At 68.7% G+C, this 25036-nt stretch carries 19 protein-coding genes; 8 read left to right on the plus strand and 11 right to left on the minus strand.

Annotated elements, in window-relative coordinates; genetic code table 11:
- Positions 1 to 38: 38 nt before the first annotated feature.
- From NHL53_RS07275 to NHL53_RS07285, 3 genes are all read right to left on the minus strand, one after another.
- A complete protein-coding gene (locus tag NHL53_RS07275) occupies positions 39 to 1199 on the minus strand; it encodes a ParB/RepB/Spo0J family partition protein (RefSeq protein WP_433776195.1) in 1161 nt (386 codons plus the stop codon).
- The gene (locus NHL53_RS07280; protein WP_433776196.1) at positions 1199 to 2125 is read right to left on the minus strand and encodes a ParA family protein; all 927 of its coding nucleotides are present in this window, start codon (positions 2123 to 2125) and stop codon (positions 1199 to 1201) included. The genes NHL53_RS07275 and NHL53_RS07280 overlap by 1 nt, the downstream gene beginning before the upstream one ends.
- Positions 2126 to 5522: 3397 nt before the next feature.
- On the minus strand, positions 5523 to 6260 hold the full coding sequence (locus tag NHL53_RS07285) for an NUDIX domain-containing protein (protein ID WP_433776197.1): 738 nt from the start codon (positions 6258 to 6260) through the stop codon (positions 5523 to 5525).
- Between the two features lie 1100 nt (positions 6261 to 7360).
- On the opposite strand from NHL53_RS07285, the gene NHL53_RS07290 reads away from it, so the two are divergent.
- Entirely contained in the window at positions 7361 to 8083 is a 723-nt protein-coding gene (locus tag NHL53_RS07290; protein ID WP_433776198.1) for a GNAT family N-acetyltransferase, read from the plus strand.
- Positions 8084 to 8988: 905 nt separating this feature from the next.
- On the opposite strand, the gene NHL53_RS07295 is transcribed toward NHL53_RS07290, so the two are convergent.
- The 8 genes from NHL53_RS07295 to rpmH form a co-directional block, all read right to left on the minus strand.
- The gene (locus NHL53_RS07295) at positions 8989 to 9378 is read right to left on the minus strand and encodes a VOC family protein (protein WP_433776199.1); all 390 of its coding nucleotides are present in this window, start codon (positions 9376 to 9378) and stop codon (positions 8989 to 8991) included.
- A 212-nt stretch (positions 9379 to 9590) separates the two neighbouring features.
- The gene (locus tag NHL53_RS07300) at positions 9591 to 10082 is read right to left on the minus strand and encodes a pyridoxamine 5'-phosphate oxidase family protein (protein ID WP_433776200.1); all 492 of its coding nucleotides are present in this window, start codon (positions 10080 to 10082) and stop codon (positions 9591 to 9593) included.
- 597 nt (positions 10083 to 10679) lie between these two features.
- Entirely contained in the window at positions 10680 to 11330 is a 651-nt protein-coding gene (gene rsmG, locus NHL53_RS07305; protein WP_433776201.1) for a 16S rRNA (guanine(527)-N(7))-methyltransferase RsmG, read from the minus strand.
- Positions 11331 to 12276: 946 nt separating this feature from the next.
- Positions 12277 to 12756 (minus strand): protein jag, encoded by a 480-nt coding sequence (locus NHL53_RS07310; RefSeq protein WP_433776202.1) that lies wholly within the window; start codon positions 12754 to 12756, stop codon positions 12277 to 12279.
- Positions 12753 to 13829, minus strand: a complete 1077-nt coding sequence (gene yidC, locus NHL53_RS07315; protein WP_433776203.1) for a membrane protein insertase YidC — start codon at positions 13827 to 13829, stop codon at positions 12753 to 12755. The genes NHL53_RS07310 and yidC overlap by 4 nt, the downstream gene beginning before the upstream one ends.
- Positions 13830 to 13835: 6 nt before the next feature.
- Positions 13836 to 14186: a membrane protein insertion efficiency factor YidD gene (gene yidD, locus NHL53_RS07320; RefSeq protein ID WP_433776204.1), complete on the minus strand. Its 351-nt coding sequence runs from the start codon at positions 14184 to 14186 to the stop codon at positions 13836 to 13838.
- Positions 14183 to 14521, minus strand: coding sequence for a ribonuclease P protein component (gene rnpA, locus NHL53_RS07325; RefSeq protein ID WP_433776205.1), 339 nt, complete (start codon positions 14519 to 14521; stop codon positions 14183 to 14185). The genes yidD and rnpA overlap by 4 nt, the downstream gene beginning before the upstream one ends.
- A 21-nt stretch (positions 14522 to 14542) precedes the next feature.
- Positions 14543 to 14680, minus strand: a complete 138-nt coding sequence (gene rpmH, locus NHL53_RS07330; protein WP_433776206.1) for a 50S ribosomal protein L34 — start codon at positions 14678 to 14680, stop codon at positions 14543 to 14545.
- Between the two features lie 276 nt (positions 14681 to 14956).
- On the opposite strand from rpmH, the gene dnaA reads away from it, so the two are divergent.
- The 7 genes from dnaA (at position 14957) to NHL53_RS07365 (ending at position 24989) form a co-directional block, all read left to right on the plus strand.
- On the plus strand, positions 14957 to 16369 hold the full coding sequence (dnaA, locus tag NHL53_RS07335; protein ID WP_433776207.1) for a chromosomal replication initiator protein DnaA: 1413 nt from the start codon (positions 14957 to 14959) through the stop codon (positions 16367 to 16369).
- A gap of 544 nt (positions 16370 to 16913) precedes the next feature.
- A complete protein-coding gene (dnaN, locus tag NHL53_RS07340) occupies positions 16914 to 18065 on the plus strand; it encodes a DNA polymerase III subunit beta (protein WP_433776237.1) in 1152 nt (383 codons plus the stop codon).
- Between the two features lie 4 nt (positions 18066 to 18069).
- Positions 18070 to 19266 carry a DNA replication/repair protein RecF gene (recF, locus tag NHL53_RS07345; RefSeq protein WP_433776208.1) on the plus strand — a complete coding sequence of 399 codons (1197 nt, stop codon included), beginning with the start codon at positions 18070 to 18072 and terminating at the stop codon, positions 19264 to 19266.
- On the plus strand, positions 19259 to 19753 hold the full coding sequence (locus NHL53_RS07350) for a DUF721 domain-containing protein (RefSeq protein WP_433776209.1): 495 nt from the start codon (positions 19259 to 19261) through the stop codon (positions 19751 to 19753). Before recF ends, NHL53_RS07350 begins: the two co-directional genes overlap by 8 nt.
- 121 nt (positions 19754 to 19874) lie before the next feature.
- Positions 19875 to 21947, plus strand: coding sequence for a DNA topoisomerase (ATP-hydrolyzing) subunit B (gene gyrB, locus NHL53_RS07355; protein WP_433776210.1), 2073 nt, complete (start codon positions 19875 to 19877; stop codon positions 21945 to 21947).
- Positions 21948 to 22026: 79 nt separating this feature from the next.
- On the plus strand, positions 22027 to 24588 hold the full coding sequence (gyrA, locus tag NHL53_RS07360; RefSeq protein WP_433776211.1) for a DNA gyrase subunit A: 2562 nt from the start codon (positions 22027 to 22029) through the stop codon (positions 24586 to 24588).
- The gene (locus tag NHL53_RS07365; protein ID WP_433776212.1) at positions 24585 to 24989 is read left to right on the plus strand and encodes a DUF3566 domain-containing protein; all 405 of its coding nucleotides are present in this window, start codon (positions 24585 to 24587) and stop codon (positions 24987 to 24989) included. The genes gyrA and NHL53_RS07365 overlap by 4 nt, the downstream gene beginning before the upstream one ends.
- Positions 24990 to 25036 lie beyond the last annotated feature (47 nt).

The following is a 25036-nucleotide window of genomic DNA, read 5'->3' on the forward strand; positions in this document are numbered from 1 at the left end:
ACGCTAGCACGCGGCGGGCGAGGGATCGACCCCCGTCGTCAGGACTCGTAACCGGTCTCGCCGAGCTCCTCGAGGATGCGGTTGAGATCCTGAATCGATGCGAAATCGATGCTGATCTGGCCTTTCCTGGTGGTGAGACCGATCTTGACCTTGGTGTTGAGGCGATCGCCGAGGCGCTCGGCCACATCATCGAGATACGCGCGGCGAGCGCCCTGCTTGGGCGTCGTGCTGCGCGGGGCCGTGCCGGCGGCCGCGGCCGCCTTCGCGGCGTTCTCGGCGCCCCGCACCGAGAGCTCCTCGTTGATGATCTTGTCGGCGAGCTTCTGCATGCCGTCGACGTCGTCGAGGGAGAGAATCGCCCGGGCGTGGCCGGCACTCAGCACGCCGGCGGCGACGCGCTGCTGCACCGGCTCCGGGAGGCGCAGGAGACGGATCGTGTTGGAGATCTGCGGGCGCGAGCGGCCGATGCGCTCGGCGAGCTGCTCCTGCGTGATGCCGAAGTCCTCGATGAGCTGCTGGTAGGCGGACGCCTCTTCGAGGGGGTTGAGCTGCGCGCGGTGGATGTTCTCGAGCAGCGCGTCGCGCAGCATGTCCTCGTCGGCGGTCTCGCGGACGATCGCGGGGATCTCCGCGAGCCCCGCCTCCCGCGACGCGCGCGTCCGGCGCTCGCCCATGATGAGCTCGTAGGTGCCGTCCTTCTTGTCGCGGACGACGACGGGCTGCAGCACGCCGAACTCGCGCACGGAGTGGACGAGCTCCGCGAGATCCTCCGGGTCGAAGAGGGTGCGCGGCTGCCGGGGGTTCGCGACGATGCTGTGCGGATCGATGTGCACGAGCCGCACGCCCGGGACCTCCGCGAGCTCAGGCTCGGGGGAGGGGGCGGAGCTGCGCGCAGGAGCCGACTTCTTCGGGGCGGCCTTCTTCGCCGGAGCGGATGCCGACGCGCTCTTCTTGGCCGATGCGGCGCTCTTCGCGGAGCCGCTCCGGGCGGATCCGGCGCGAGCCGTCGTGCCGCTCTTCGCGGGCGCCTTCTTCGTCGACGCCGCCTTCTTCTGAGGCGCCTCGGGGGTCTGCTCGGCGCCCTCCTCGGCGGGGAGCGAGGTGCCCGCGAAGAACACGTCGGCCGGACGCTCGCGCGTCTCCGACGATGTGGGGATGAGGGCTCCGATTCCTCGTCCCAGACCCGTGCGCTTCGCCATCACTTCCGCCCTTTCCTGCGCGGTGCTCCGCGCTTCACGATCTCCACCGCCGCCTCGCGGTACGCGATCGCGCCCGCCGAGGATCCGTCGTACGTGATCACCGTCTGACCGAAGCTCGGCGCCTCGGATACGCGCACGGAGCGCGGGATCACGGTCTGCAGCACCTCGTCCGGGAAGTGCTCGCGCACCTCGTCGGCGACCTGCTGCGACAGCCGCGTGCGCCCGTCGTACATGGTGAGCAGGATCGTCGAGACCCTCAGACGCGGGTTGAGGTGCTTCTGGATCATCTTCACGTTGCCGAGCAGCTGGCTCAGGCCCTCGAGGGCGTAGTACTCCGCCTGGATCGGCAGGAAGACCTCGTCCGCAGAGCTGAAGGCGTTGATGGTAAGGAGGCCGAGCGACGGCGGGCAGTCGATGAAGACGAAGTCGAGCGGCTCGTCGAGCTCGTCGAAGAACTCCTGCAGGGCGGTCGCGAGGCGCTTCTCGCGCGCGACCTGCGAGACGAGCTCGATCTCGGCGCCCGCCAGGTGGATCGTGCTGGGCACGCAGAAGAGGCGCTCGCTCTCGGGGCTCTGCTGCACCACGTCGGCGACGGGGGTGTCGTTGATGAGCACGTCGTAGATGCTGGCGGTGTCGGCGCTGTGGGGCACGCCCAGAGCCGTCGAGGCGTTGCCCTGGGGGTCGAGGTCGATGACCATGACGCGCCCGCCGAGCTCCGCGATCGCGGCGGCGATGTTGACGGTCGTGGTGGTCTTCCCTACGCCTCCCTTCTGGTTCGACACGGTGAGAACGCGCGTCTGACCGGTGAAGCTGACCTCGACGTCATCCAGCCTGCGGCGCCGCGCGCTGAGATCCTGCAGCTGCTGCATGATCGGGCTGTCGTCGAAGGCCGCTGCGATATCGCTGGAATGCTGACCCACGCTCATCCTTTCCGCGTCAGAGGCCGACCATGACACTCTACCCGCGAGGGCCTGTCGAACCAGGGTTTTGGGGAAGTCTTGCCGTGTATTCGCTCTGGGAATCGAGGTCGGCAGGAGAGACCTGCACGACGGATGTTTCACGTGAAACACGGGGCCCCTCGTGGTGACGCTACGGGGGCCATCCACCCTCGCGAGCCGGGGAAGGAGCACGTGCCTGCGGGTCGACCGCGGGACGGCCTCGCCACCGCGGAGAGCCTTACGGCGCGCCGTTCTGCGGGGATCCCGCGGCCGCAGGAAAGGCTCTCACGCGCAGGCTTGCGGCTCCGCAGGGAGCTCCCGCACGGGTGCAGAGCGGCCGGGGCACCCTTGGGTGAGCAGCTCCGGGAGCCGAATCGCCCCACCCCTCGTCGACGCGAGTCAGGCCGTGTTCCTCCGTTCGGACGCGAGCCGGCATTCGCTCACCACGCGAACGAACGGACCGAAAGCGCCGAGGCCCCCGGCGGCGCAGGCGAGCCGGGGTGCTGCCGCGGCCCGCATCCGCACGGGTCTCGTCTTCGTCCCGAGGGTCGGAACACCCCGCGCTCCACCAGCCCCACCCGGAGTCCTCCCGCTCCGGATCCGAGGGAGGGGCTGCAAAGGGGCGCCCGGTTGCCGACGGAAGCGAGTACCGGTCTTGTGCGAGGAGGCTGCGAACCACCGCGGAGGGCCTCGCCTCGGCGGCGCAGGCGAGCCGGGGCACAGCTGCCGCGGCCCGCATCCGCACGGGTCTCGTCTTCGCTCCGTGGGTCGGAGCACCCGGCACTCCGCCAGCGCCACCCGCGGAGTCCTCCCGCTTCGATCCGAGGGACGAGCTACGAGGGACGCCTGGTTGCCGACGGAAGCGAGTACCGGTCTTGTGCGAGGAGGCTGCGAACCACCGCGGAGGCAGTCCACCGGGTGGCACCGTGATCGTGGTCCCCTCTCGTCGTGGAGGCGGCGCGCCTCCCCTCGACCGGAGGCTCGCCCTCATCCGATGCGCGGCCAGGCAGGCAGTCACCAGTCCTTCGCATCGATCCACGAGACACACAACAGCGGTCCGTCCGCCGGCGGGCGCACCCCCGTCCCACAGGAGTCCGGGTGGACCCAGTGTCGGGGCGATCCGGCGGATACGTCCCGCGATCAGCGCTCCCTCGTTGTGGAGGCACAGACCTCCCTTCCGACCCCAGGATCCCCACCGCACGACCCGCGCCAGGCAGACAACCCACCCGCCCGGGGAGCCCCGCGTCGATCCACGAGGCACACAACAACGACCCTCTGCCAGCAGCGGACTCCCGCCCGCAAACCCGCAAGAGGCCGGACAGACACAAGACCAGGACGCGTTCCGCGAGTATTGCCCTCGCGTCGTAGACGAGCAGACCTCCCACTGACCCGAAATCCCCCACCACACGATCCGCGCGCCCGATAGACAGCCACCCGCGCGCAGGGGCCTCCCAACCTCGGACCCACGAGACGCGCAACAACCGCCCGGTCGGCAGCGGGCACGTGCGCCTGACCCCGCAAGAGTCTGCGCGAGACAGCATCGAGGAGATCATCAGGCATCCGTTCGCGCCCCCACGTCATGGACACACAGACGCCGGACCGGAGGCTCCTCCCCTTATCCGACGCGCCACCAGCCGGACAGCCCAGCCACAGAAGCCTCCCGGCTCAATCCACCGAAGAGGCCGCCGGGGCCGCGCAGCTCGGGAGACAGCAGCGTACCCAAGATCGCGAACAATCGAGCAGTCGGGGACTCCGACATCCCAGACGCCCAAGGCGCTCCCCATTCCTCGACGCTCGGGCCTCTGGAGCGTTGGCGGAGCAGTTCCTCACCGCCCCTCGCCCGGGCGCGCCGCCCTCCACGCTGCTGACCAGCGTGGAGGAGAGTTGACCGAAATCCACAGATCGATGTTTCACGTGAAACGGACGCCTCGAACGAGAACCCGCCTTCCTCTACGTCGTCTTGCGGCGACCGCCTCCTGTTCGGAGCACGAGCCTGGGGTTCGGGCAGCCGAACGAGACGAACGCGGCGCCCGTCGAACATCTACCCCGCCAGCCCTGCGGTCCGTCCGGGTTCAAGAACCACACGCGGATCCCGGGGAGAGCACTACGACAGCGCGGTTTCACGTGAAACATCGCCACGAATCGCAGCAAGCCTTCATCAACGAGACCCCTGACCGACACCCCAGGGGGGAGTGGCCAGCCTTCATCCACACAGAACCCTTCGGGGGCTCCCTGCCAGAAGCACGACGAAACGACGCTCATTCAGGTTCGGCTCCGCGCGCCCGCGCCTGGCCGCCACCCGGAATCCCAGACCACGTGCATATATCGTGGAGGCCCCCTATCCGCGAGACGCTTTGCGAATCCCGCGGCGAGTGGTGAGACACCCGTACCTGCGGGTGCAGAACGGACGGCAGAACGCGACGCGTCGTGATGATGCGCCTCAATCGCTTCTCAGCCCCTCCCTCCATCCGATGCCCACCACCACACGATCGATCGGGAAGGAAGCGCGCAGACGAGGAGACGTAGCCGGCGCTGTTTCACGTGAAACACGTGCCGAACGCAGGGGAATCACCCGCGCGCTTCTCTCGCCATCCCGACCCATCCTCCCGACACGTCGCTGGTTCGGTAGGGGAGCGGTGTGATGGGGCTTCTCGCCGACGAAGGCCGCTTCTTCGACGCCGAGCCGGCCAGGTCCGGGTGAGATCGGTCCGCCAGATCACCCACGAAGCAACAGGGGAACCGCGTCGACGTTCCAAGGTCGGGCCGCAGGAATCAGGCGTTCGCACATCAGCCCCGAACGCTCGTCCCCTCCGCCCTCCGGGAACTGACGCGGAAAGCCGTCGCAATCACTCCGAGGGGCGCCACACAGATTCTCCGGGGAGCACCCACCAACGGCAGCCCCTGGCTAAAGCGCCGTTCCTGCCCTCGCCAGAACCCGGTCTCCTCGGGTCGAGCGGAAGCGGACGTCTCCGGTCCGGGTCCGATGCGCGGCCTGATCGCGACGCTGGGGCGGCGCTCGACCACAGAGCCGAATCCGTTCCTCTGCAGTGTTCTGCACCCCGCGGTTCCGTCTCCGGTGATGCCGTCCAGCCCATCGGCGCCTCCCCCCAATTCCTCCCCCCCTCCCCGCGCGAAGAGAGATCGACATCGCGCCCGGACCGTGCGAACACGGATCCGCAGCCCGACGCACCAGTTGCCGGGTCAACGGAGCCAGCCTCGACGATTGTCTCGCCCCGCCACTTCCAGCGCCTCAGGGTGCCAGCATCCGGCGGGAACGGTAAGGCAAGCAGCGCGACAGCGTTTCACGTGGAACGTCCACAGACCTGAGCCACGCGACACAGTTCCTTCCCGGAACACGGTTCCTCGTCTCCGAGACGGATGGCGCTCACTGCGGGCGGCCAGCTCGGCGCTCCTGGCCTGTCGAGGCCCCGCGGAGGCCACCATTCCTCGCGGTGTCAACATCCGTTGGATCGCTCCCAGGACCGACCTCGACGGCGCGCTCACCGATGAACCGACTCGTGTGCTCTTCGCGCCCGCGGCCATCGAGCACAGCCAGAGCGCGGTGCGAGGCGATGCCGGAACCGCGGGCCGTCCTTACGGCGCACCCGCCTGCGCGGCCTAGTGGCGAATCAGTCCACCGGCGGCGATCGGTGGAACGTGACCGGAGTCCGGGCGGTCGACGAGAAGGGCGAGCCCGATATCCACCAGGCCGCTCCGGGGGAGCGAAGGCAGCCGCTCGTATGACACCCACGTCGGCGTCGCCGCGTCTCCGGAGGGCTTCACGAAGCGCGCCAGATGGCTCCTCCACCTCGTAGAAGATCACGACGTTCTGATGCGGAAGACCCCGCATCGCCTCGTGCCGGGGGATCACCCGAGAATCCACGCCGAGCAGCCGAACGACCCGGGTAGGCGAACCCGTCTCCCCCGCGACCTCGCGAATCACCGCGTCCACGGGGTCCTCCAGCGGCTCGACTCCCCCGCCCGGCAGCGTCCAGACGACCGCTCCGCTATCCGCGGGATCCTCGACAGTGACCAGCCGGACTGCGCCGTCGCGCACGCACACCGCATACGATGCCAACCGGAAGGTGGATTCCGTTCTCGGAGAGATGCGCGACGTCGTCATGGCCTACAGCGCAGCGGCGCACCCGCGTGCAGGAGGAAGCGCATCACCACCGAACGCGGGACCCCACACCGCTGCCCGCCTCGCGTGCATCGCGTCAGCACGACCGGCGTCCCGCACCTCGCAGCAAGACCTCGTGGACTAGCGCCACCCCCGATCGCGCAACCGTCCTGCCCGCTCGCCCTCATACGCTCCGGCATCTCGTCGGACGAGCTCGACGCCTTCCTTCCCTCCCCAGACCGCCATCCGACCCGGCGGGATGGAGAGGTTCCTCCCCGCGCCGTATCTTGCGGGGTCCTGGCGCTTCCTTGCGGCCCCACAGTTCACTCCGGGCATTGCACACCGTCCCGTGCCGCGCAGCCCCACAGGGAACCACCCTGCCCCAACGCACCGCCGCACCTGACCGAAGGGGTACACCTCTTCGCGACACCACCAGACCCGCGACGCCCGCCCCGGGTCCTCTCTTCAGATGTTTCACGTGAAACGTGGGCCGGGCGGCGATGGGGGAGTGCGCCGCGCCGATCCGAACGAACGCGGGACCAGCCCGTTCAGAGGCAGTTCGGAGCGAGGCGCGTCCAACGGTAGGACTTGAGCACACGCGGTGTTCGGCCACCCTGTCCGCCCGCCGAGGTGCGCGCCCGGAACTCGACCTACGCTGCCGGAGAGACACCCCACTCGTGAGCGCGCCATCCTCCGGTCCGCCCGCGGCCCCCAATGCCCCGAGACCGGCCGACGGCACCGCGTGGGAGGGCGTCCTCCCCTGCACAAGAGCGGCGCGCCATCTTCCCCCAACACCGTGCGAAAGAGGTTTCCCGTGAAACGTGGCAGCACCGCGTACCGCGCGCGACCCATCACTCACCTGAGGGCTGCGGCCGTGACGCTGCGAGAGAGCGTGAAGCAACGACAGGCCACCGCCCCGCCAGCGGGTCGAGCACGGTGCAGGATCGACGACGGGCCCGGCCTCCCTCGCCCACCACTCGACGCCCCTGCTGCCTCTCTCCCGCGTCCTGGCCCTGCCCCCCTGTCGCCACAGCAGGCGTTCTCCTCACCCGTACGATCGCGGAGCCTCTTCTCACAGCCCGGCACACCTCTCGCGAGCATCGATGTTTCACGTGAAACGCGCCTCCGACCCCGCCCATGCGCTTGCCGACGTGACCGTTGCCCCGCACCCTCGAGTCGCCGCGTCCGGGGCCCACTGCAGGGAACCGTGCAGACCCTCGCCCTTCCCTACGCAGCACGCCCCCAGCGACCCATGCGCACCGTGGCAGGATCGATCTCATGCCCGCACCCTCGCGTCCGTCGACTGGCCGATCCGCACCGCCCGTCTTGTCCTTCGCCCCTTCGTCGTCGACGACATCGAGCAGACCTGGCTCTACCGAGGCCGAGAGGACGTCACCACCTGGACCGGCTCCTGGCTTACCTCGCTGGAGGAGTGGCGGATCATCGCGGAGACCGGGAACGGCACCGTCATCGGCGACTTCCTGATCCATGTCCACGACGGCTGGGGGCAGGGCGGAACGGATTCTGCTCTCGTGGCGCATCAGGAAGCGGAGATCGGTTGGACGGTCGATCCGGCCTACGCCGGGAGGGGGTACGCCTCCGAGGTCGCCCAGGCTCTTGTCGACCTCGCCTTCACCGGGCTCGCCGTTCGGCGCGTCATCGCGAACGCCTTCGCAGACAATGCGCCATCGATCCGCATCATGGAGAAGATCGGGATGCGCCGCGAGTCCTTCTCGCTCAAGGACTCGCTGCACAAGACCCGTGGCTGGATCGACGGCGTGCGCTATGCCCTCCTCGCCGAGGAGTACCGCGGATCCGACGCCTGACCCCGCCGCGGATCCGACCTCAACGCCGCCGGGATGGCGCCACGAACGCCGCACGGTGACGACGCCTCGCCGCACCATCAGAACGGATCCCGTACCCGACGAGGTCAGCGGCGTTTCCGGGTTGGGCGCGCGCACACGATGCAGCTCCGCACTGTGCTCGCGGACGTGCTCGCCGCGTACGATGCCGACGCACTCACCTGTGCGTTCGCGATTCTCGTTAAGGGGATGCCGCTCTCGAGGGGAGTGCGTAAGCGATGAGGCCAACCACGCTTCTGCATCGGTGCCGGCTCACCGAGCCTCTCGAGGCCGTGTTCGGGGACAGCGACGCTCGTTGCCTCACTCTTCGCAACCAGAGCGTCCTGGGCGATGCGATCCTTCGAGACACCTCACTCAACGCCCCGCGCGGGGGCGATCGCGGGTCGCGAAGACCGATGATCGGTACAAGGTCCTCTTCGAAGCGAGGTCGCGCTTGGGAGCCCCCGGTCACGCTCGTAAAGCTCTCCTCGGTGGGTGGTTCTCGGGCACACGCTCAGCACCCGGGGGATCACCCGCTGGTTCACTCACCATCCCCGTTCGACCAGCGTGCCTTCTCGGGAGGTACCGGCGGTACGGCGCCCTCGCCGGCGGCGCAACGACCCTCACGGCCGAGGGGAGGGGCGAACGGATCCGCCTCACGGCCTGGAGTGGTGCCAGCCGTGCGGTGACCCCCGCTACGGCACAGCCACCCTCGCGCGCGAGGGAGAGGAGCGAACGGATCCTTCTCACCGCCCAGCCCCCTCTCGGCCTGCCGGCGCGTCCGATGCCCTCGTGACAGAGTGCGACCGTTCGCGACGCGAAGGGTCGGGTACCCAGGAAGCGCGGCATCTCTCCGAGAACGACGACACGAGGTGTGTTCCCGACCGCGATCAGCCCACCGCGACGAGCTCGACCTTGAACCCGTCCTCGTTCTCCAGCCAGCCCGCGTAATGATCCGGTCCACCCGCGTGCGGGTATCGGCCGTCGTAGAGCGGGGTCCATCCGTGTGCGATCGCATCGCGCATGATCCTGTCGACCTCGCCCGTCCCGGCCAACGAGAACGCGATGTGGTTCATCCCCGGACGCCGACGATCGTGCGGGGCGTCCACGGTGTTCGGCGAACGTGTCAGTGTCACGTAGGCCCCGCCCGCCTCCCAGGACGAGCCGCCCGGCCACCGAGACGCACAGCGGAGACCGACGGCTTCCAAGAACCAGTCCCAGGCATCGTCCGCCCTCGACTCGTCGCTCACCCAGATCTCGACATGGTGCAGTCCCGCCACAGCTTGTGCTCCTCTCGTTTCACGTGAAACATCGACGCATCACATCCGCTCCGCAATCCGGACCGCCATAGTCGCCGCCAAACCCGAAGTGCCATCGAATCGCTGCGAGGGAGGCAGTTGTCGACACCGGCGACGAAGAGAAGCCGATCCGGCGCCCTGCGACTCCGTCGGGGGAGAGGGACGGTGAAGCCGATCCGCACACGCAGATCGAATCACTCCGCGCCGCGGTACGCCACCATCCAGCTCGGCTCGAGCCGGAACATCCGGATGTCGTCACCCCACGTGCGGGGATCGCTGCCGTAGTGGGCCGCCCAGTGAGCGATGATCTCCTCGGTACGAGGATCCTCGTCGAGCAGTCGCTGCGCAGTACCGTGGACGAACACTCCGAGCTTCTCCCCGTCCACGAAGGAGAGGCTCACACTCGGACGAGCGTGCAGGTGACGCGCCTTGATCGAGGTGCCGTCGGTGCCGAAGGTCCACGCGCCGTGGATGAAGTGCCCGTCGACCGCGCTGATGCGCGGCTCACCGCGCTTCGTCACCGTCGCGAGGCTCACCACCTTCATCCCCTCGAGGTGGGGGAGGAGCTCGGCCGCGCCGAGCGCGTGATCACCCGAGATAATCGTCTGCAGGTGCGCAGACCCTCCCGACCGCGATCTCATGATCAGTTCGTCGAGCGCCTCGATCTCCGCCGCCGTCTCATACATGGTCGAAGTCTCACAGAGATCAATCACCCGCGCCATGCGCAACGCTGAACCGCGCGCCGTGAACGCACGCCCGATGGGAATTTCTCCACAGAGTTATCCACAGGCAGATTCCGCAGGAACATGCGGAAACGGGACGTTTCACGTGAAACATCACCGAGGTTCTCAACAGGCCCGTTCACAACGCACGAATGCGCGGGCCGAGAAGCCGGGCGACCGATCTGCGGCTCTCACGGTCGCCGCCGCGGCTTGCCAGAATATCGCTTCCGCGGCCGAGCCCTTCACAGCCTCTGCGGACCTCGAACGCGGTGCCGGAAATCCCTGCGCACCTCCCGTCGAGGCCACTCCGAATATCACGATCTCGTGCGCGCAGCTCGATGAGGTAAGCAACTCACGTGAACGGATCCGACAATCGAGACACGCGCGGTCGCCGCACTGGGATCCCCTTCGCCGATGCGACGCGGCCCGAGCCCCTCCACGGACCGCCATCACCCCGCCAAAGCCCGGCCGACGGAACGCGCGCTGCGCGCCGGCGGTCCCGCCGCGACAGCAGTATCCGCAGCCGACGCCCGCGATCCCGGCCTGATGGATCCGCCGGGATCAGCCCTCGCGCACCGTGGCGCGGACCACCCGCGTGGGCTCGGCGATCGTTCCCTCGCCGACGACCTCGACGCGCACGTCGCTCAGCTTGTGCCTCCGGATGACCTTCTGCGCCGCCTCGATCTCCTTCGGCGCCCCCTGGCCCTTGAGCAGGATCAGCTCGCCGCCGTCTCGCACGAGGGGAGCGGTCCACGGGATGAGCGTCCGCAGCGCGGAGACGGCGCGCGCGGTGACCGCGTCGAGCATGCCCTCGTAGCGGCCGGCCTCCTCGGCGCGCGCCCGCTCGATCACGACGTTCTCGAGGCCGAGCTGCTCCGTCTGCTCCGCAAGCCAGGTCACCCGGCGCTCCATCGGCTCGATCAGCACCCACTCGACGTCGGGCCGCGCGATCGCGAGCACGATGCCCGGCAGTCCCGCCCCCGACCCCACGTCGCCCACGCGTCCACCCGCGGGGAAGAGCGGCGCCGCGACGGCCGAGTTGAGGATGTGCCGGTTCCACAGCCGCGGCACCTCGAGGGGGCCGATGAGCCCCCGCTCCTCACCGTGCTCGGCCAGCGCACGCGTGAACCGCCGCGCCAGATCGATGCGGTCGCCGAACAGCTCCGCGGCCTCCGCGGGCTCGGCTTCCAGGTCGTCGAGAGGAGAGCTCATGGATCCATTCAAGCGCCTCCCGGCTGGGAACCGCCATCCGCTCCGTTCGTCCGAGGCGGACCGGATGCCTCGCGAGGAGGCGCGGCGCCGCCCACCACCCGACGGGAGTCGCCCGGACGTCCCGAGCATCTCGAAATTCGCCGGGCGTCTCACCCGAACGCACAATCACACGGACTCCCGGAAGATTCCGAGACGCTCAGCACAACAGAACCCGCACGACCACCGACCCTGCGGGCGCAGCCCCGCAAGCCCCGGAAGGCGCACAGCGACCGCGCGAGCGTCTCGAAATCACCCGAACATCTCATCCCAACGCCACATCGCGCAAATGCCCGGGAGATTCCGAGACGCTCAGCACGACCACGGAACCTGCCGACCCCGGCGATCGTCGGGGAGAGGAGGCGAAGCGAGACGCGAGCGAATCAAGATCACCCGACCAACTCGCCGGTGCCGTGGATCCTCAGGCGCGTCACGCGTTTCCCAGACGCTCGGACCCACGGCGCGGATCCCTGACCACGCCGAAGTCGGATCCGCACAGCCGCGCGAGCATCTCGAAATCGGCCGGCCGTCTCACCCGAACACGTGATCACGCAGACACCCGCGAGATTCCGAGACGCTCAGCACACGGCACCCGCAAGACCACAGATTCTGCGGCCCGGATCCCGCCCCCCCTCGGAAGCACCGCGGGGATCCCTGGCCACGGCCGAGACCCGATCCAAGACATCCACACGATGCGGCCAGAGAGGCCCCGCCCGAGCATCTCGAAATCACCCGGCCAGCTCACCCGAACGCGCCATCACCCAGACGCCCACCGGATTCCGAGACGCTCAGCGCACCCGCCGCCGGCACGACAGCCCCGCGACCGGGTCCGCAGGAGACGGACGCACGCAGAACGCCCCCGGCCGCGTCCTGACGTGCAGGAATGCGGCCGGGGCGCCCCGGGACGAGATCAGGCCCGGCGCAGCACCGTGTGGCGCGAGGGGCCCTCGCCGTACGACTCGGAGAGGAGGTCGCGCTCCGCGGCGATGTCGTGCACGAGCTTGCGCTCGTACGAGCTCATCGGGGGGAGCGACGCCTGCGTCGCGCCAGCGTCGAGCTTCTCCGCAGCGGCCTCGACGAGCGTCTCGAGCTCGCGCCGGCGCGTCTCGCGGGATCCGCCGATGTCGAGGATCATCCGCGAGAACTCGCCCGTCTCGCGCTGCACGGCGATGCGGGTGAGCTCCTGCAGCGCCTGCACCGTGTCGGGATCGGAGAGCGCCCTCAGCGACGCGTCGTCCGACTCGACCGAGACGTACGCGCGCCCCTGGCGCACGTCGAGCTCCAGATCGCCGTCGATGTCGGCGATGTCGAGAAGACCCTCGAGGTAGTCGGCGGCGATGTCGCCCTCGCGCTCGAGGTGCTCGGCGGTCGGCTCGGTCTGGTCGCTCATGACGGGGATCCTCCCTGACCGGGTCCGCCCTGCTTCCTCTGCTGGTCCTTCTTGGCGCGCTTGGCGCTCTTGGGCTGCACGCGCTTCGCCTTCTGCTGGCGCTCGAGCTCCGCCTGGCGCAGCAGCTCCTCCTGCTCGCGCTCGTACTCGGCCATCGAGACGACCTTGCCCTGCGAGTTGAGGGCCTTGCCCTTCTTCGCCAGACGCTCCTCGCGGGCCTTCGCGGCCTCCGAACCGGGGGTCGGCATCTCGCGGATCACGTAGAACTGCTGGCCCATCGTCCACAGGTTGTTGAAGAACCAGTAGGTCACGACGCCGAGCGGGAAGAAGACGCCCGAGAAGATCATCGCGAAGGGGATGATCCACAGCATGATCCGCTGCATCTGGTACGCCTGACCGGTCTTCGCCTCGGGCGAGAGGTTCTTCGACACGATCTGCAGCTGCGTGATGAACTGCGTCGTGATCATCAGCGCGACGAGGATCACGAGCATCACGATCGCCGCGCTCGACGTGGAGATCGGGTTGTTGAAGTGGTCGGTCAGCGCCATGCTGAACGGAGCGATGCCGAACAGCTGGGAATCGTTGAACTCGTGCACCAGGTCGGCCGAGAGCAGCTCGGGGAACCAGCTCGCTCGCGCCGTCCAGCCGCCGATGTCGGCCGCGGCCCAGGTGCGGATGTCAGCGAGGGTCCAGTACAGCGAGAAGAAGATCGGCATCTGCACGAGCATCGGCAGGCAGCCGGAGACCGGCGTCGTGCCGTGCTTCTTATACAGCGCCATGGTCTCGCGGCTCATGGCCTCGCGGGACAGCTGGTCTCGCTTGCCGCGATAGCGCTCCTGGATCTTCTTGATCTCAGGGCCGAGCTCCATCATCTTCCGCTGGTTGAGGATCTGCTTGCGGAAGAGCGGGAAGATCGCGATGCGGACGATGATGACGACGCCGAGGATCGCGAGACCCCAGGCGAGGCCGCTGTCGGCCGCCATGCCCAGGCTCGTGAAGAGCCAGTGCCATCCGACGAGGATCGCCTCGATGACGAAGCGGATGGGGACGAGGATGAGGCCGATCCATTCCACGGAGCGTCAGTCCTTTCGACGCGGCACGACGAAGCCGCGGGGAGTCAGGTCGTATCGGAAGTTCGGGTGGGGTCGCACGTCGTCTTCGCCGCCGGATGCCCAGGGATGACAGCGCGCGATGCGCGCGGCCGCCATGCCCGATCCTCTCACGAGACCGTGCTGCTGGACGGCGGTCACGGCGTAGGCCGAGCACGAGGGGTAGTACATGCACACGTCGCCGTACAGCTTCGAGATCGTGCCGCGGTAGATCGAGAGCAGGAGGATCCCGATGTCGCGGGGGATCACGGGGATCGCCCGCAGCGCGTCGGAGGCGCGGAACCGCGCCGACCCGACGGCCGACGCGGGCAGCGCGCTCATGGGGCGGCCCGGCGCTCGAGGCAGCGCCGCACCTCGGACCGCAGCTGCGCGAAGTCGGCAGAGGCGGAGGAGGGCAGCGCGCGGATGACGACGTCGGCGCCCGGACGCACGTTCGACGCCGCCTCATGGCAGATGGCCTTGAGACGGCGTCGGACCGTGTTGCGGGTGACCGCGTTCCCCACCGCCTTGCTCACGATGAAGCCGAAGCGGGCGGGGCGCTGCTCGTGCGTGTGCACGACGTGCGTGACGGCGGAAGGGCTCGCGCAGCGGGATCCCCGCCGGACGACGTGTCGATAGTCGATCCCGCGGGTGATGCGCTGCTGGCGGGCGAGCACCCCCGTCGCCGCTTCGCGGTCTTACGCGGAGAGCTCGGTGCGGCCCTTGCCGCGACGAGCGTTGATGATGGCGCGACCGGCGCGGGTGCGCATGCGGGCGCGGAAGCCGTGCTTCTTGGCGCGGCGGCGGTTGTTGGGCTGGTAAGTGCGCTTGCTCATGGCTTCTCACTCCGGGAGGAAATGTCACCGGAACTCGCTCGACCGGAGACGTCTTACAGGGGTGCCCAGTTCGGGCACAAGTCAACCGAAATAGCGTACGCCGCGACGTCGCACGGACGCAACTGCGTCGCCAACCTGTCAGTATCCCCACAGCGCGGGGGCGCGACCGGCGTCGACACGCGGTCGACATCCGAAACCACGTTTGCGGGTTCGGCCGTGTCTGACTAGCGTATTCGAAGTTATCCACAGGCTGTGAACAACAAGGGGGAGCGACGGATGGCAGACGTCCCGGATGTGCCGCTCTGGCGCCTCGTCATCGCGGAGCTCGAGCAGGACGAGCGGATCACGCCGCAGCTCGAGGGCTTCCTGAACCTCGCGGTCCCGCAGGGGGTGATGGGCGGCGCGCTCTACGTCGACGTGCCGAACGACCTCACGGCCGCGCAGTTCAACAAGCGGATGCGCGACGCCATCGTGGATGCGCTCGGACGCATCGGGGGCGAGGTGACCTCGTTCCGCGTCGTCGTCAACCCGGAGCTCAACGACCAGCCCTACGTGCCGGAGCCGAACCCCATCGCGGAGGAGGCGGCGGAGCGCGAGCACTACGAGCGCACGAACCCCCGCCCCATCGGCGACAACCCCACGCCGCACACGCTGTCGCGCAGCGAGACGCGCCTCAATCCGAAGTACACCTTCGACAACTTCGTCATCGGGCAGTCCAACCGGTTCGCGCACGCCGCGGCGGTCGCGGTCGCCGAGGCGCCGGCGAAGGCCTACAACCCGCTCTTCATCTACGGCGACTCGGGGCTCGGCAAGACCCACCTCCTCCACGCGATCGGCGACTACGCGCAGAACCTCTTCCCCGGGGTGCGGGTGCGGTACGTCTCGAGCGAGGAGTTCACGAACGACTTCATCAACTCGATCGCGAACAACCGCGGCGCCGAGTTCAACGCCCGCTACCGGGATCTCGACATCCTGCTGATCGACGACATCCAGTTCCTGCAGGGCAAGGCCGAGACGCAGGAGACGTTCTTCCACACGTTCAACACGCTGCACGACCACGACAAGCAGGTCGTGATCACGAGCGACGTGGCTCCCCGCCTGCTGAAGGGGTTCGAGGACCGGATGCGCTCGCGCTTCGAGTGGGGTCTCATCACGGACGTGCAGGCGCCCGACCTCGAGACCCGCATCGCGATCCTCCGCAAGAAGGCCGCCTCCGAGCGCATCTTCATCCCGGAGGAGGTCATCGAGTACATCGCGTCGGCGGTGTCGACGAACATCCGCGAGCTGGAGGGCGCGCTGATCCGCGTCTCGGCGTTCGCGAGCCTCAACCGCGCGGAGGTGTCGGTCGAGCTCGCGTCCGAGGTGCTGCGCGACATCGTCGACAAGCCGGAGGACACGGCGGTCTCGCCCGCCGAGATCATCCAGGCGACGGCGGCCTACTTCTCGCTGTCGGTCGAGGACCTGCACGGTCCCGGCCGCGCGCAGGCGATCGCACAGGCCCGGCAGATCGCGATGTACCTGTGCCGCGAGCGCACGAACCTGTCGCTGCCGAAGATCGGCCAGCTGTTCGGAGGCCGCGACCACACCACGGTCATGTACGCGACCAAGAAGATCACCGAGCTCATGAAGGAGCGCCGCCAGCTGTACAACCAGGTGCAGGAGATCACGGCGCAGCTCGGGCGACGTTAAGAGGGCGACTTCTCCACAGGTTGTCCACAGGGCTCCCGGTCGCGAGACCGGGAGCTTTCCGCTTCTCGGGGACGAGTTGTCCACGATCCCCAGGTGAACAGAAGGTGTCTTCATCCCCAGGGACGGGTTGACAGCGCCGCCTCTCGCCCTTAAGGGTTCTCCCCACTGTGGATAAGTTGTGGATAACTGTGGAGACACGCCCTCCGCGCTGTGCATGACACGCGCCTCGGGTGTGAAGAACGCTGTGAAACCGCGGATCTCGCCCGATGGCGACTCCACGCGCTCTCCGCAGCCCGTCCACAGATCACACCGGTGTGGTTTCCTACGGGGCACTGGGATCCACAGAGTTATCCACAGTATCCACAGCTGTTAACGCTGTTAAGAGATCTCTCTTATCCAAGGGGCTCCGATGACCGCAGGGCGAACGACGATGTCCGGCGCAGGGCCGACCCACTAGCATGGGTTCTCCGCGACATCCGGCCTCGTCCCGAGGTCATCCACACCCCGTCGCGAGTGCTTCTTTCGCCACATGAGGGAGAGTTACGTGAAGTTCCACGTGAACCGCGACGTCTTCAGCGAGGCGGTCTCGTTCGTCGTCAAGCTGCTGCCGCAGCGCAACCCGCAGCCGATCCTCGCGGGCGTGCTGATCGAGGCCGGCGAAGACGGATCCCTCGCGCTGTCGGCCTTCGACTACGAGGCCTCCGCGCGCACGACGATCGAGGCCACCGTCGACGAGCCGGGCACGATCCTCGTCCACGGCCGGCTGCTCAACGACATCGCGAGCCGTCTGCCGAACGCGCCGATCGAGATCTCGACGGAGGACGACGGCAACGTCGCGGTCGTCTGCGGCCCCGCCCGCTTCGCGCTCGCGTCGATGCCGGTCGAGGAGTACCCGGCGATCCCCGAGGTGACGGGCGAATCGGGCCTCGTGCCCGGCGAGGACTTCGCGACGGCGATCGCGCAGGTCGCATTCGCGGCCTCGCGCGACGACGTCACGCCGGTGCTCACGGGCGTTCAGCTCGAGGTCGGCGACAACCAGCTCAGCCTCGTCGCGACCGACCGCTACCGCGTCGCGCTCCGCGACATCCCCTGGGACGGCGCAGCCGGAGACGAGAAGCCCGCCGCGCTCGTGCCGGCGCGCACCCTGAGCGAGGTCGGCAAGACCTTCTCGCACGGCGGCAACATCTCCGTCGCCTTCTCGGGGTCCGGCGACCGCGAGATCATCGCCTTCACGGCCGGCAACAAGACCGTCACCTCGCTGCTCATCAAGGGCAACTTCCCGCCCGTGCGCCGCCTGTTCCCTGAGCAGACCGGCCACTACTCGGTCGTCAGCACCTCCGACCTGCAGGAGGCCGTGCGCCGCGTCGCGCTCGTGCTCGACCGCTCGGCGCCGCTGCGCTTCACGTTCGGCGAGTCGAGCGTCACGATGGACGCCGCGGGCGGCGACCAGGCCCGCGCCTCGGAGTCGGTCGACGCGACCCTCACGGGCGGCGACGAGGTCACGATCGGCCTGAACCCGCAGTACCTCCTCGAGGCGCTCGGCGCGGTGCGCAGCGAGTTCACGCGCATCACGTTCACGTCGAGCGACAACGCGAACAAGCTCAGCCCGATCCTCGTGACGGCGCAGACCTCGGTCGACGACGCCGCGAGCGACAACTACAAGTACCTGCTGCAGCCCAACCTGCTCCTGCGCTGATTCCGTGATCGTCGAGCACCTCAGCCTCGTCGATTTCCGCAACTACGCGTCCGCGGAGCTCGACCTGCGCGCGGGCACCAACCTGCTCGTGGGCCGCAACGGCCAGGGCAAGACGAACCTGGCCGAGGCGGTCGCGTACCTCGCGACGCTCGGCTCGCACCGGGTGTCGGCCGACGCGCCCCTCGTGCGCGAGGGGAAGGAGGCGGCGTTCGTGCGCGCCCGCCTCGTGCACGGATCCCGCCACGTCACGCTCGAGCTGCAGGTGAACAGGCAGGGATCGAACAAGGCCCGCATCTCCGGCAATCCGGTGCGCCCGTCGGAGCTGCCCCGCTACGCCCAGGTCGTGCTGTTCGCTCCGGAGGATCTCGGGATCGTGCGGGGGGATCCGTCGTCGCGGCGCCGGTTCGCCGATCAGCTGCTCGTGCAGCGCGCGCCCCGGATGGGCTCGGTGCTCGCCGACTACGACCGCACGCTCCGCCAGCGCACGACGCTGCTCAAATCGGCCAGGGCCCGCGGCATGCGCATCGAGCAGCTGACGACCCTCGACGTGTGGGACGACAAGCTCGTCGCGCTCGGCTCGCAGATCATCGACGCGCGGGCGCGGCTCGCGGCCGACATGCAGGCGCCTGTCGCCGCGGCGTACGAGGCCATCGCGGGCGCCGATCACGCGCCCGAGCTCGCGTGGGCGCTGTCGATCGGGGGCGCGGATCCGGAGGAGGACGACGGATCGGGCGCCACCGTGCTCGACGAGGGCGGCGCGACGGCGGAGCGGTTCCGCGCGGCGCTGCAGGATCGGCGGGCGCAGGAGCTCGAGCGCGGGCTCACTCTCGTGGGCCCGCACCGCGACGACCTCGTGCTGCGCCTCAGGGGCCTGCCGGTGAAGGGGTACGCCTCGCACGGCGAGAGCTGGTCGGTGGCGCTGTCGCTGCGGCTCGCGTCCGCGGAGCTGCTGCGCGCCGAGTCGCCGGGAGGAGATCCGATCCTCATCCTCGACGACGTGTTCGCCGAGCTCGACGCCTCGCGCCGCGGGCGACTCGCCGGCGTCGTCGCCGACTACGAGCAGGTGATCGTCACGGCCGCGGTGGCAGGCGACATCCCCGAGCCCCTGCGCGCCGACGCGGTGCGCATCGAGGACGGCGCGATCCTCGGCCCGCTCGCCGAGCACCCGCTGGAGGCCGACGGGGAGCACGGCGATGCCTGACGAGCCCGTCGACGAGATCCCGGAGACCCTCGCGACCTACCTGCGCCTGCGCGGGCTGCCACTCAGCCGCGCGGCGAAGCGTCGTCGTCGGCGCCGCGGGGAGCAGGAGGGCAGCAAGCCGTTCGCGAAGGGGCGGGATCCGCATTTGCTGGGCGATGCGCTGGACGCGCTCACGGCGGCGAGCGGATGGAAGCCGCAGCTCGAGCGGGAGGAGCTCACCCTGAACTGGGAGGAGATCGCCGGCGCGGACAACGCCGCGCACTCCCACATCGAGACGTTCGCGGAGGGGACGGTGGTCGTGCGCTGCGACTCCACGGCGCGCGGAACGCAGATGCGGATGATGCGCGCGGCGTTCCTCACGCGCATCGTCCACCTGTACCCGGAGGCGGGCGTGAAGGAGATCCGCTTCTTCGGACCGGACGTCCCCAGCTGGAAACACGGCTCCAGGCGCGTTCAGGGGCGCGGTCCGCGCGATACCTACGGCTAGGACGGGTCGCTTCCCATCCCCGGGGTTTTTCTCGCGCCTGAGGGCCCGTCAGAGGCTTCGCGACCCCCGCGAGGCGCTAAGATGGAAGCGCTGTCCGATGACACAAGGAGCGACCTTCCCCATGACGAGCGACACCCCCGAGAACGACGAGTCGAATCCGGCCGACGCGGGGGGCGAGCACACGCCGACGGGCCCCGGGAAGGTCGAGAACGACTACGGCGCCGACCAGATCCAGGTCCTCGAGGGCCTCGAGGCCGTGCGCAAGCGCCCCGGCATGTACATCGGATCGACCGGTCCGCGCGGTCTCCACCACCTCGTGTACGAGATCGTCGACAACTCGGTCGACGAGGCCCTCGCGGGCTACTGCGACACGATCCGCGTGACGATCCTCGCCGACGGCGGCATCCGCGTCGTCGACAACGGCCGCGGCATCCCCGTCGACCCGCACTCGTCCGACCCGACGAAGTCGACCGTCGAGGTCGTGCTCACCGTGCTGCACGCCGGCGGCAAGTTCGGCGGCGGCGCCTACGCGGTCTCGGGCGGCCTGCACGGCGTCGGCTCCTCGGTCGTGAACGCGCTCTCGACGCGCTTCGAGGTCGAGATCAAGCAGAAGGGGCACGTCTGGCGACACGGCTTCGCCGACGGCGGCCACCCGCAGCAGCAGCTCGAGAAGGGCGAAGCGACCGACGAGACGGGCACCGCCATCACCTTCTGGCCCGACCCCGAGATCTTCACCGAGACGGTCGAGTTCGACTACGAGGTGCTCCGCACCCGCTTCCAGCAGATGGCGTTCCTCAACAAGGGCCTGCGCATCGAGCTCGCGGACGAGCGCCCCACCTCGACCGAGGAGGTCGAGACCGCCGAGGGCGCGCCCGAGACGCAGCAGCGCCACGACGTGTTCCACTATGAGCGCGGCCTCATGGACTACGTCGACTACCTCAACGGCGCCCGCAAGGCGGAGCGCGTGCACGAGGAGATCATCAGCTTCGAATCGGAGGACGGCGATCGCAAGATCGCCCTCGAGGTCGCGATGCAGTGGACCACCTCGTACAGCGAGAACGTGTTCACCTACGCCAACACGATCAACACGCACGAGGGCGGCACCCACGAGGAGGGCTTCCGCGCCGCGCTGACGACCCTCGTCAACCGCTACGCGCGCGCCAACGGCCTCCTCAAGGACAAGGACGACAACCTCACGGGCGACGACGTGCGCGAGGGCCTCACCGCCGTCATCTCCGTGAAGCTCTCCGAGCCGCAGTTCGAGGGCCAGACGAAGACGAAGCTCGGCAACACGGAGGCCAAGAGCTACGTGCAGCGCATCGTCGCCGACGAGCTGGGCGACTGGTTCGAGCGCAACCCGCAGCAGGCGAAGAACATCATCCGGAAGGCGATCGACGCCGCGACCGCGCGCCTCGCGGCGCGCAAGGCCCGCGAGACGGCGAGGCGCAAGAGCGTGTTCGAGTCGGCCGCGATGCCGGACAAGCTCAAGGACTGCACGAGCAAGGACCCCTCGATCAGCGAGGTCTTCCTCGTCGAGGGCGACTCGGCCGGCGGATCCGCCGTGAACGGCCGCAACCCCACGACGCAGGCGATCCTCGCGCTCCGCGGCAAGATCCTCAACGTCGAGCGCGCGCGCCTCGACAAGGCCCTGGCCAACAAGGAGGTCCAGGCGATGATCCAGGCCTTCGGCACGGGCATCGGGCCGGAGTTCGACATCGAGAAGGCGCGCTATCACAAGATCGTGCTGATGACCGACGCCGACGTCGACGGCCAGCACATCACGACGCTCCTGCTGACGCTCCTGTTCCGCTACATGCGGGGGCTCATCGAGGCCGGCTTCGTGTACCTGTCGATGCCGCCGCTGTACCGCCTCAAGTGGACGAACGCGGAGCACGAGTACGTGTACAGCGACCGCGAGCGCGACGCGCTGCTCGAGATGGGCCTCGAGGCGGGCAAGCGCCTGCCGAAGAGCAACGAGGGCGGCGTGCAGCGCTACAAGGGCCTCGGCGAGATGAACGCCGAGGAGCTGTGGGAGACGACCATGGATCCCGAGACGCGCACGCTGCGCCAGGTGACGATCGAGGACGCCGCCGCGGCCGACGAGATCTTCTCGGTGCTGATGGGCGACGACGTCGAGTCGCGCCGCGGCTTCATCCAGCGCAACGCGAAGGACGTCCGCTTCCTCGACATCTGATCGCGCGCCGCCGGCCTCGTCGCCGGCGGCACACGATCCCCGGACGACAGCGGACCTCAGGACGGAATCGAAGAGACCAATGGCAGAGAACGAAGAGCAGCGCCCCGACCCCAACGCCGACCACAACCACGGTCGCATCGACCAGGTCGACCTGCAGTCGGAGATGCAGCGCAGCTACCTCGACTACGCGATGAGCGTGATCATCGGGCGCGCGCTGCCCGACGTGCGGGACGGGCTCAAGCCCGTGCACCGTCGCGTGATCTACGCGATGTACGACGGCGGATACCGTCCGGACAAGTCGTTCTCGAAGTGCACCCGCGTCGTCGGCGAGGTGATGGGTCAGTACCACCCGCACGGCGACAGCGCGATCTACGACACCCTCGTGCGCCTCGTGCAGCCGTGGTCGATGCGCTACCCCCTCGCGCAGGGGCAGGGCAACTTCGGCACCCCGGGCAACCAGGGCGCGGCCGCCCCCCGGTACACCGAGACGAAGATGGCCTCGCTCGCGCTCGAGATGGTGCGCGACATCGAGGAAGACACGGTCGACTTCGAGGACAACTACGACGGCCGCACCCGCGAGCCCACGGTCCTCCCCGCGCGCTTCCCCAACCTCCTCGTCAACGGATCCGTCGGCATCGCCGTCGGCATGGCGACGAACATCCCGCCGCACAACCTGCGCGAGGTCGCGAACGGCGCGCTCTGGACGCTCGAGAACCCGGAGATGCCGCGCGAGGAGCTGCTCGCAGGTCTCATGCAGCGGATCCCCGGCCCTGACTTCCCGACGGGCGCGCAGATCCTCGGATCCAAGGGCATCCAGGAGGCGTATCGCACGGGTCGCGGATCCATCACGATGCGCGCCGTCGTGAACGTCGAGGAGATCCAGGGCCGCACCTGCCTCGTCGTGACGGAGCTGCCGTACCAGGTCAACCCCGACAACCTCGCGGTGAAGATCGGCGAGCTGGCCCGCGAGGGACGCGTGACGGGCATCGCGGACATCCGCGACGAGACGTCGGGCCGCACGGGCCAGCGCCTCGTGATCGTCCTGAAGCGCGACGCCGTCGCGAAGGTCGTGCTCAACAACCTGTACAAGCACACCTCGCTGCAGGAGAACTTCGGCGCGAACATGCTCGCGATCGTCGACGGCGTGCCCCGCACGCTGCCGCTCGACCGCTTCCTCACGCTGTGGATCGCCCACCAGCTCGAGGTCATCGTGCGCCGCACGCAGTTCCGCCTGCGCAAGGCGGAGGAGCGCATGCACATCCTGCGCGGATACCTCAAGGCGCTCGACGCGCTCGACGAGGTCATCGCGCTCATCCGCCGCTCGCCGACGGTCGACGACGCCCGAGAGGGACTGAAGTCGCTGCTCGACATCGACGACCTGCAGGCCGACGCGATCCTCGCGATGCAGCTGCGCCGCCTCGCGGCGCTCGAGCGGCAGAAGATCATCGACGAGGCCGACGAGCTCGAGGCGAAGATCGCCGACTTCAAGGAGATCATCGCGAGCGACGAGCGTCAGCGCGCGATCGTGAAGACCGAGCTGACGGCCATCGTCGACAAGTTCGGCGACGACCGCCGCACGGAGATCCTGCACGGCTTCGACGGCGACGTGTCGATGGAGGACCTCATCGCGGAGGAGGAGGTCGTCGTCACCGTCACCCGCGAGGGGTACGTCAAGCGCACGAAGATCGACAGCTACCGCAGCCAGCACCGCGGCGGCAAGGGCGTGCGGGGTGCGCAGCTGCGCGCAGACGACGTCGTCGAGCACTTCTTCGTGACGACCACGCACCACTGGCTGCTGTTCTTCACGAACACCGGCCGCGTGTACCGGGTGAAGGCCTACGAGCTGCCCGAGGCCGGGCGCGACGCGAAGGGCCTGCACGTCGCGAACCTGCTCGCGCTGCAGCCCGACGAGCAGATCGCGGAGGTCATCGAGCTGCGGGGCTACGAGGACGCTGAGTACCTCGTGCTCGCGACCCGCAACGGCCTCGTGAAGAAGACCCGCCTCACCGAGTACGACTCGAACCGCCAGGGCGGCATCATCGCCATCAACCTGCGCGAGGGCGATGAGCTCGTCGACGCGATGCTCGTGAACGGCGATGACCACCTGATGCTCATCAGCCGCAAGGGCATGTCGCTGCAGTTCCCGGCGTCCGACGAGACGCTGCGTCCGCTCGGCCGATCCACCTCGGGTGTGAAGGGCATGTCGTTCCGCGAGGGCGACGAGCTGCTGAGCGCGTCGGTGGCGCGCCCCGACACGTTCGTGTTCACGGTCACCGACGGCGGCTGGGCGAAGCGCACCGCCATCTCGGAGTACCGCCAGCAGGGTCGAGGCGGCCTCGGGATCAAGGTGGCCAAGCTCAGCGACGACCGCGGCGAGCTCGCCGGCGGGATCATCGTGGAGGAGCATGACGAGGTGCTCGTCGTCCTCGCCAAGGGCAAGGTGGTACGCTCGGCCGTTGCCGAGGTGCCCGCCAAGGGCCGCGATACCATGGGCGTCGTCTTCGCCCGCCCCGACAAGGGCGACCAGATCCTCACCATCGCCAAGAACAGCGAACGGGGCCTGGGGGATGACGACGAGGACGCCGATGCGTCAGACTCGGCGGAGAATACCGCTCCCGAGACCGCAAAGGGTGACGAATGAGCACGGTAGCCGACAAGCTGGCCAAGAAGTCGGCGCAGAAGACGAAGTCGAAGCAGGTGCGTCTGCGCCTGGTGTACATCGACTTCTGGTCGGCAGTGAAGCTGTCGTTCCTCGTCGCGATCGCGATCGCCATCGTGACGCTCGTCTCCCTGCTGCTGATGTACCTCGTGATCCAGTCGACGGGCCTCATCGCCCAGCTCGATGAGTTCATCGGCAGCTTCAGCGACGGGCGCTTCTCGATCGAGGCCGCCGTCGGACTGCCGCAGGTGTTCGCCTTCGGCTCCGCCGTGGCGATCGTGAACCTCGTCGTCGTGACGGTGCTCGGCGCCGTCGCCGCCGGCATCTACAACATGTGCGTGAAGATCACCGGCGGCCTGCTCGTCGGCTTCACATCGAACTGACAGGCGCGCCCGGCCGCCCCGATTTGAACGGCGCGGCCGGGCTCCGC

The sequence above is a fragment of the Microbacterium sp. gxy059 genome, from assembly GCF_050958665.1.
In the GTDB taxonomy this organism is placed as follows: Bacteria; Actinomycetota; Actinomycetes; order Actinomycetales; family Microbacteriaceae; genus Microbacterium.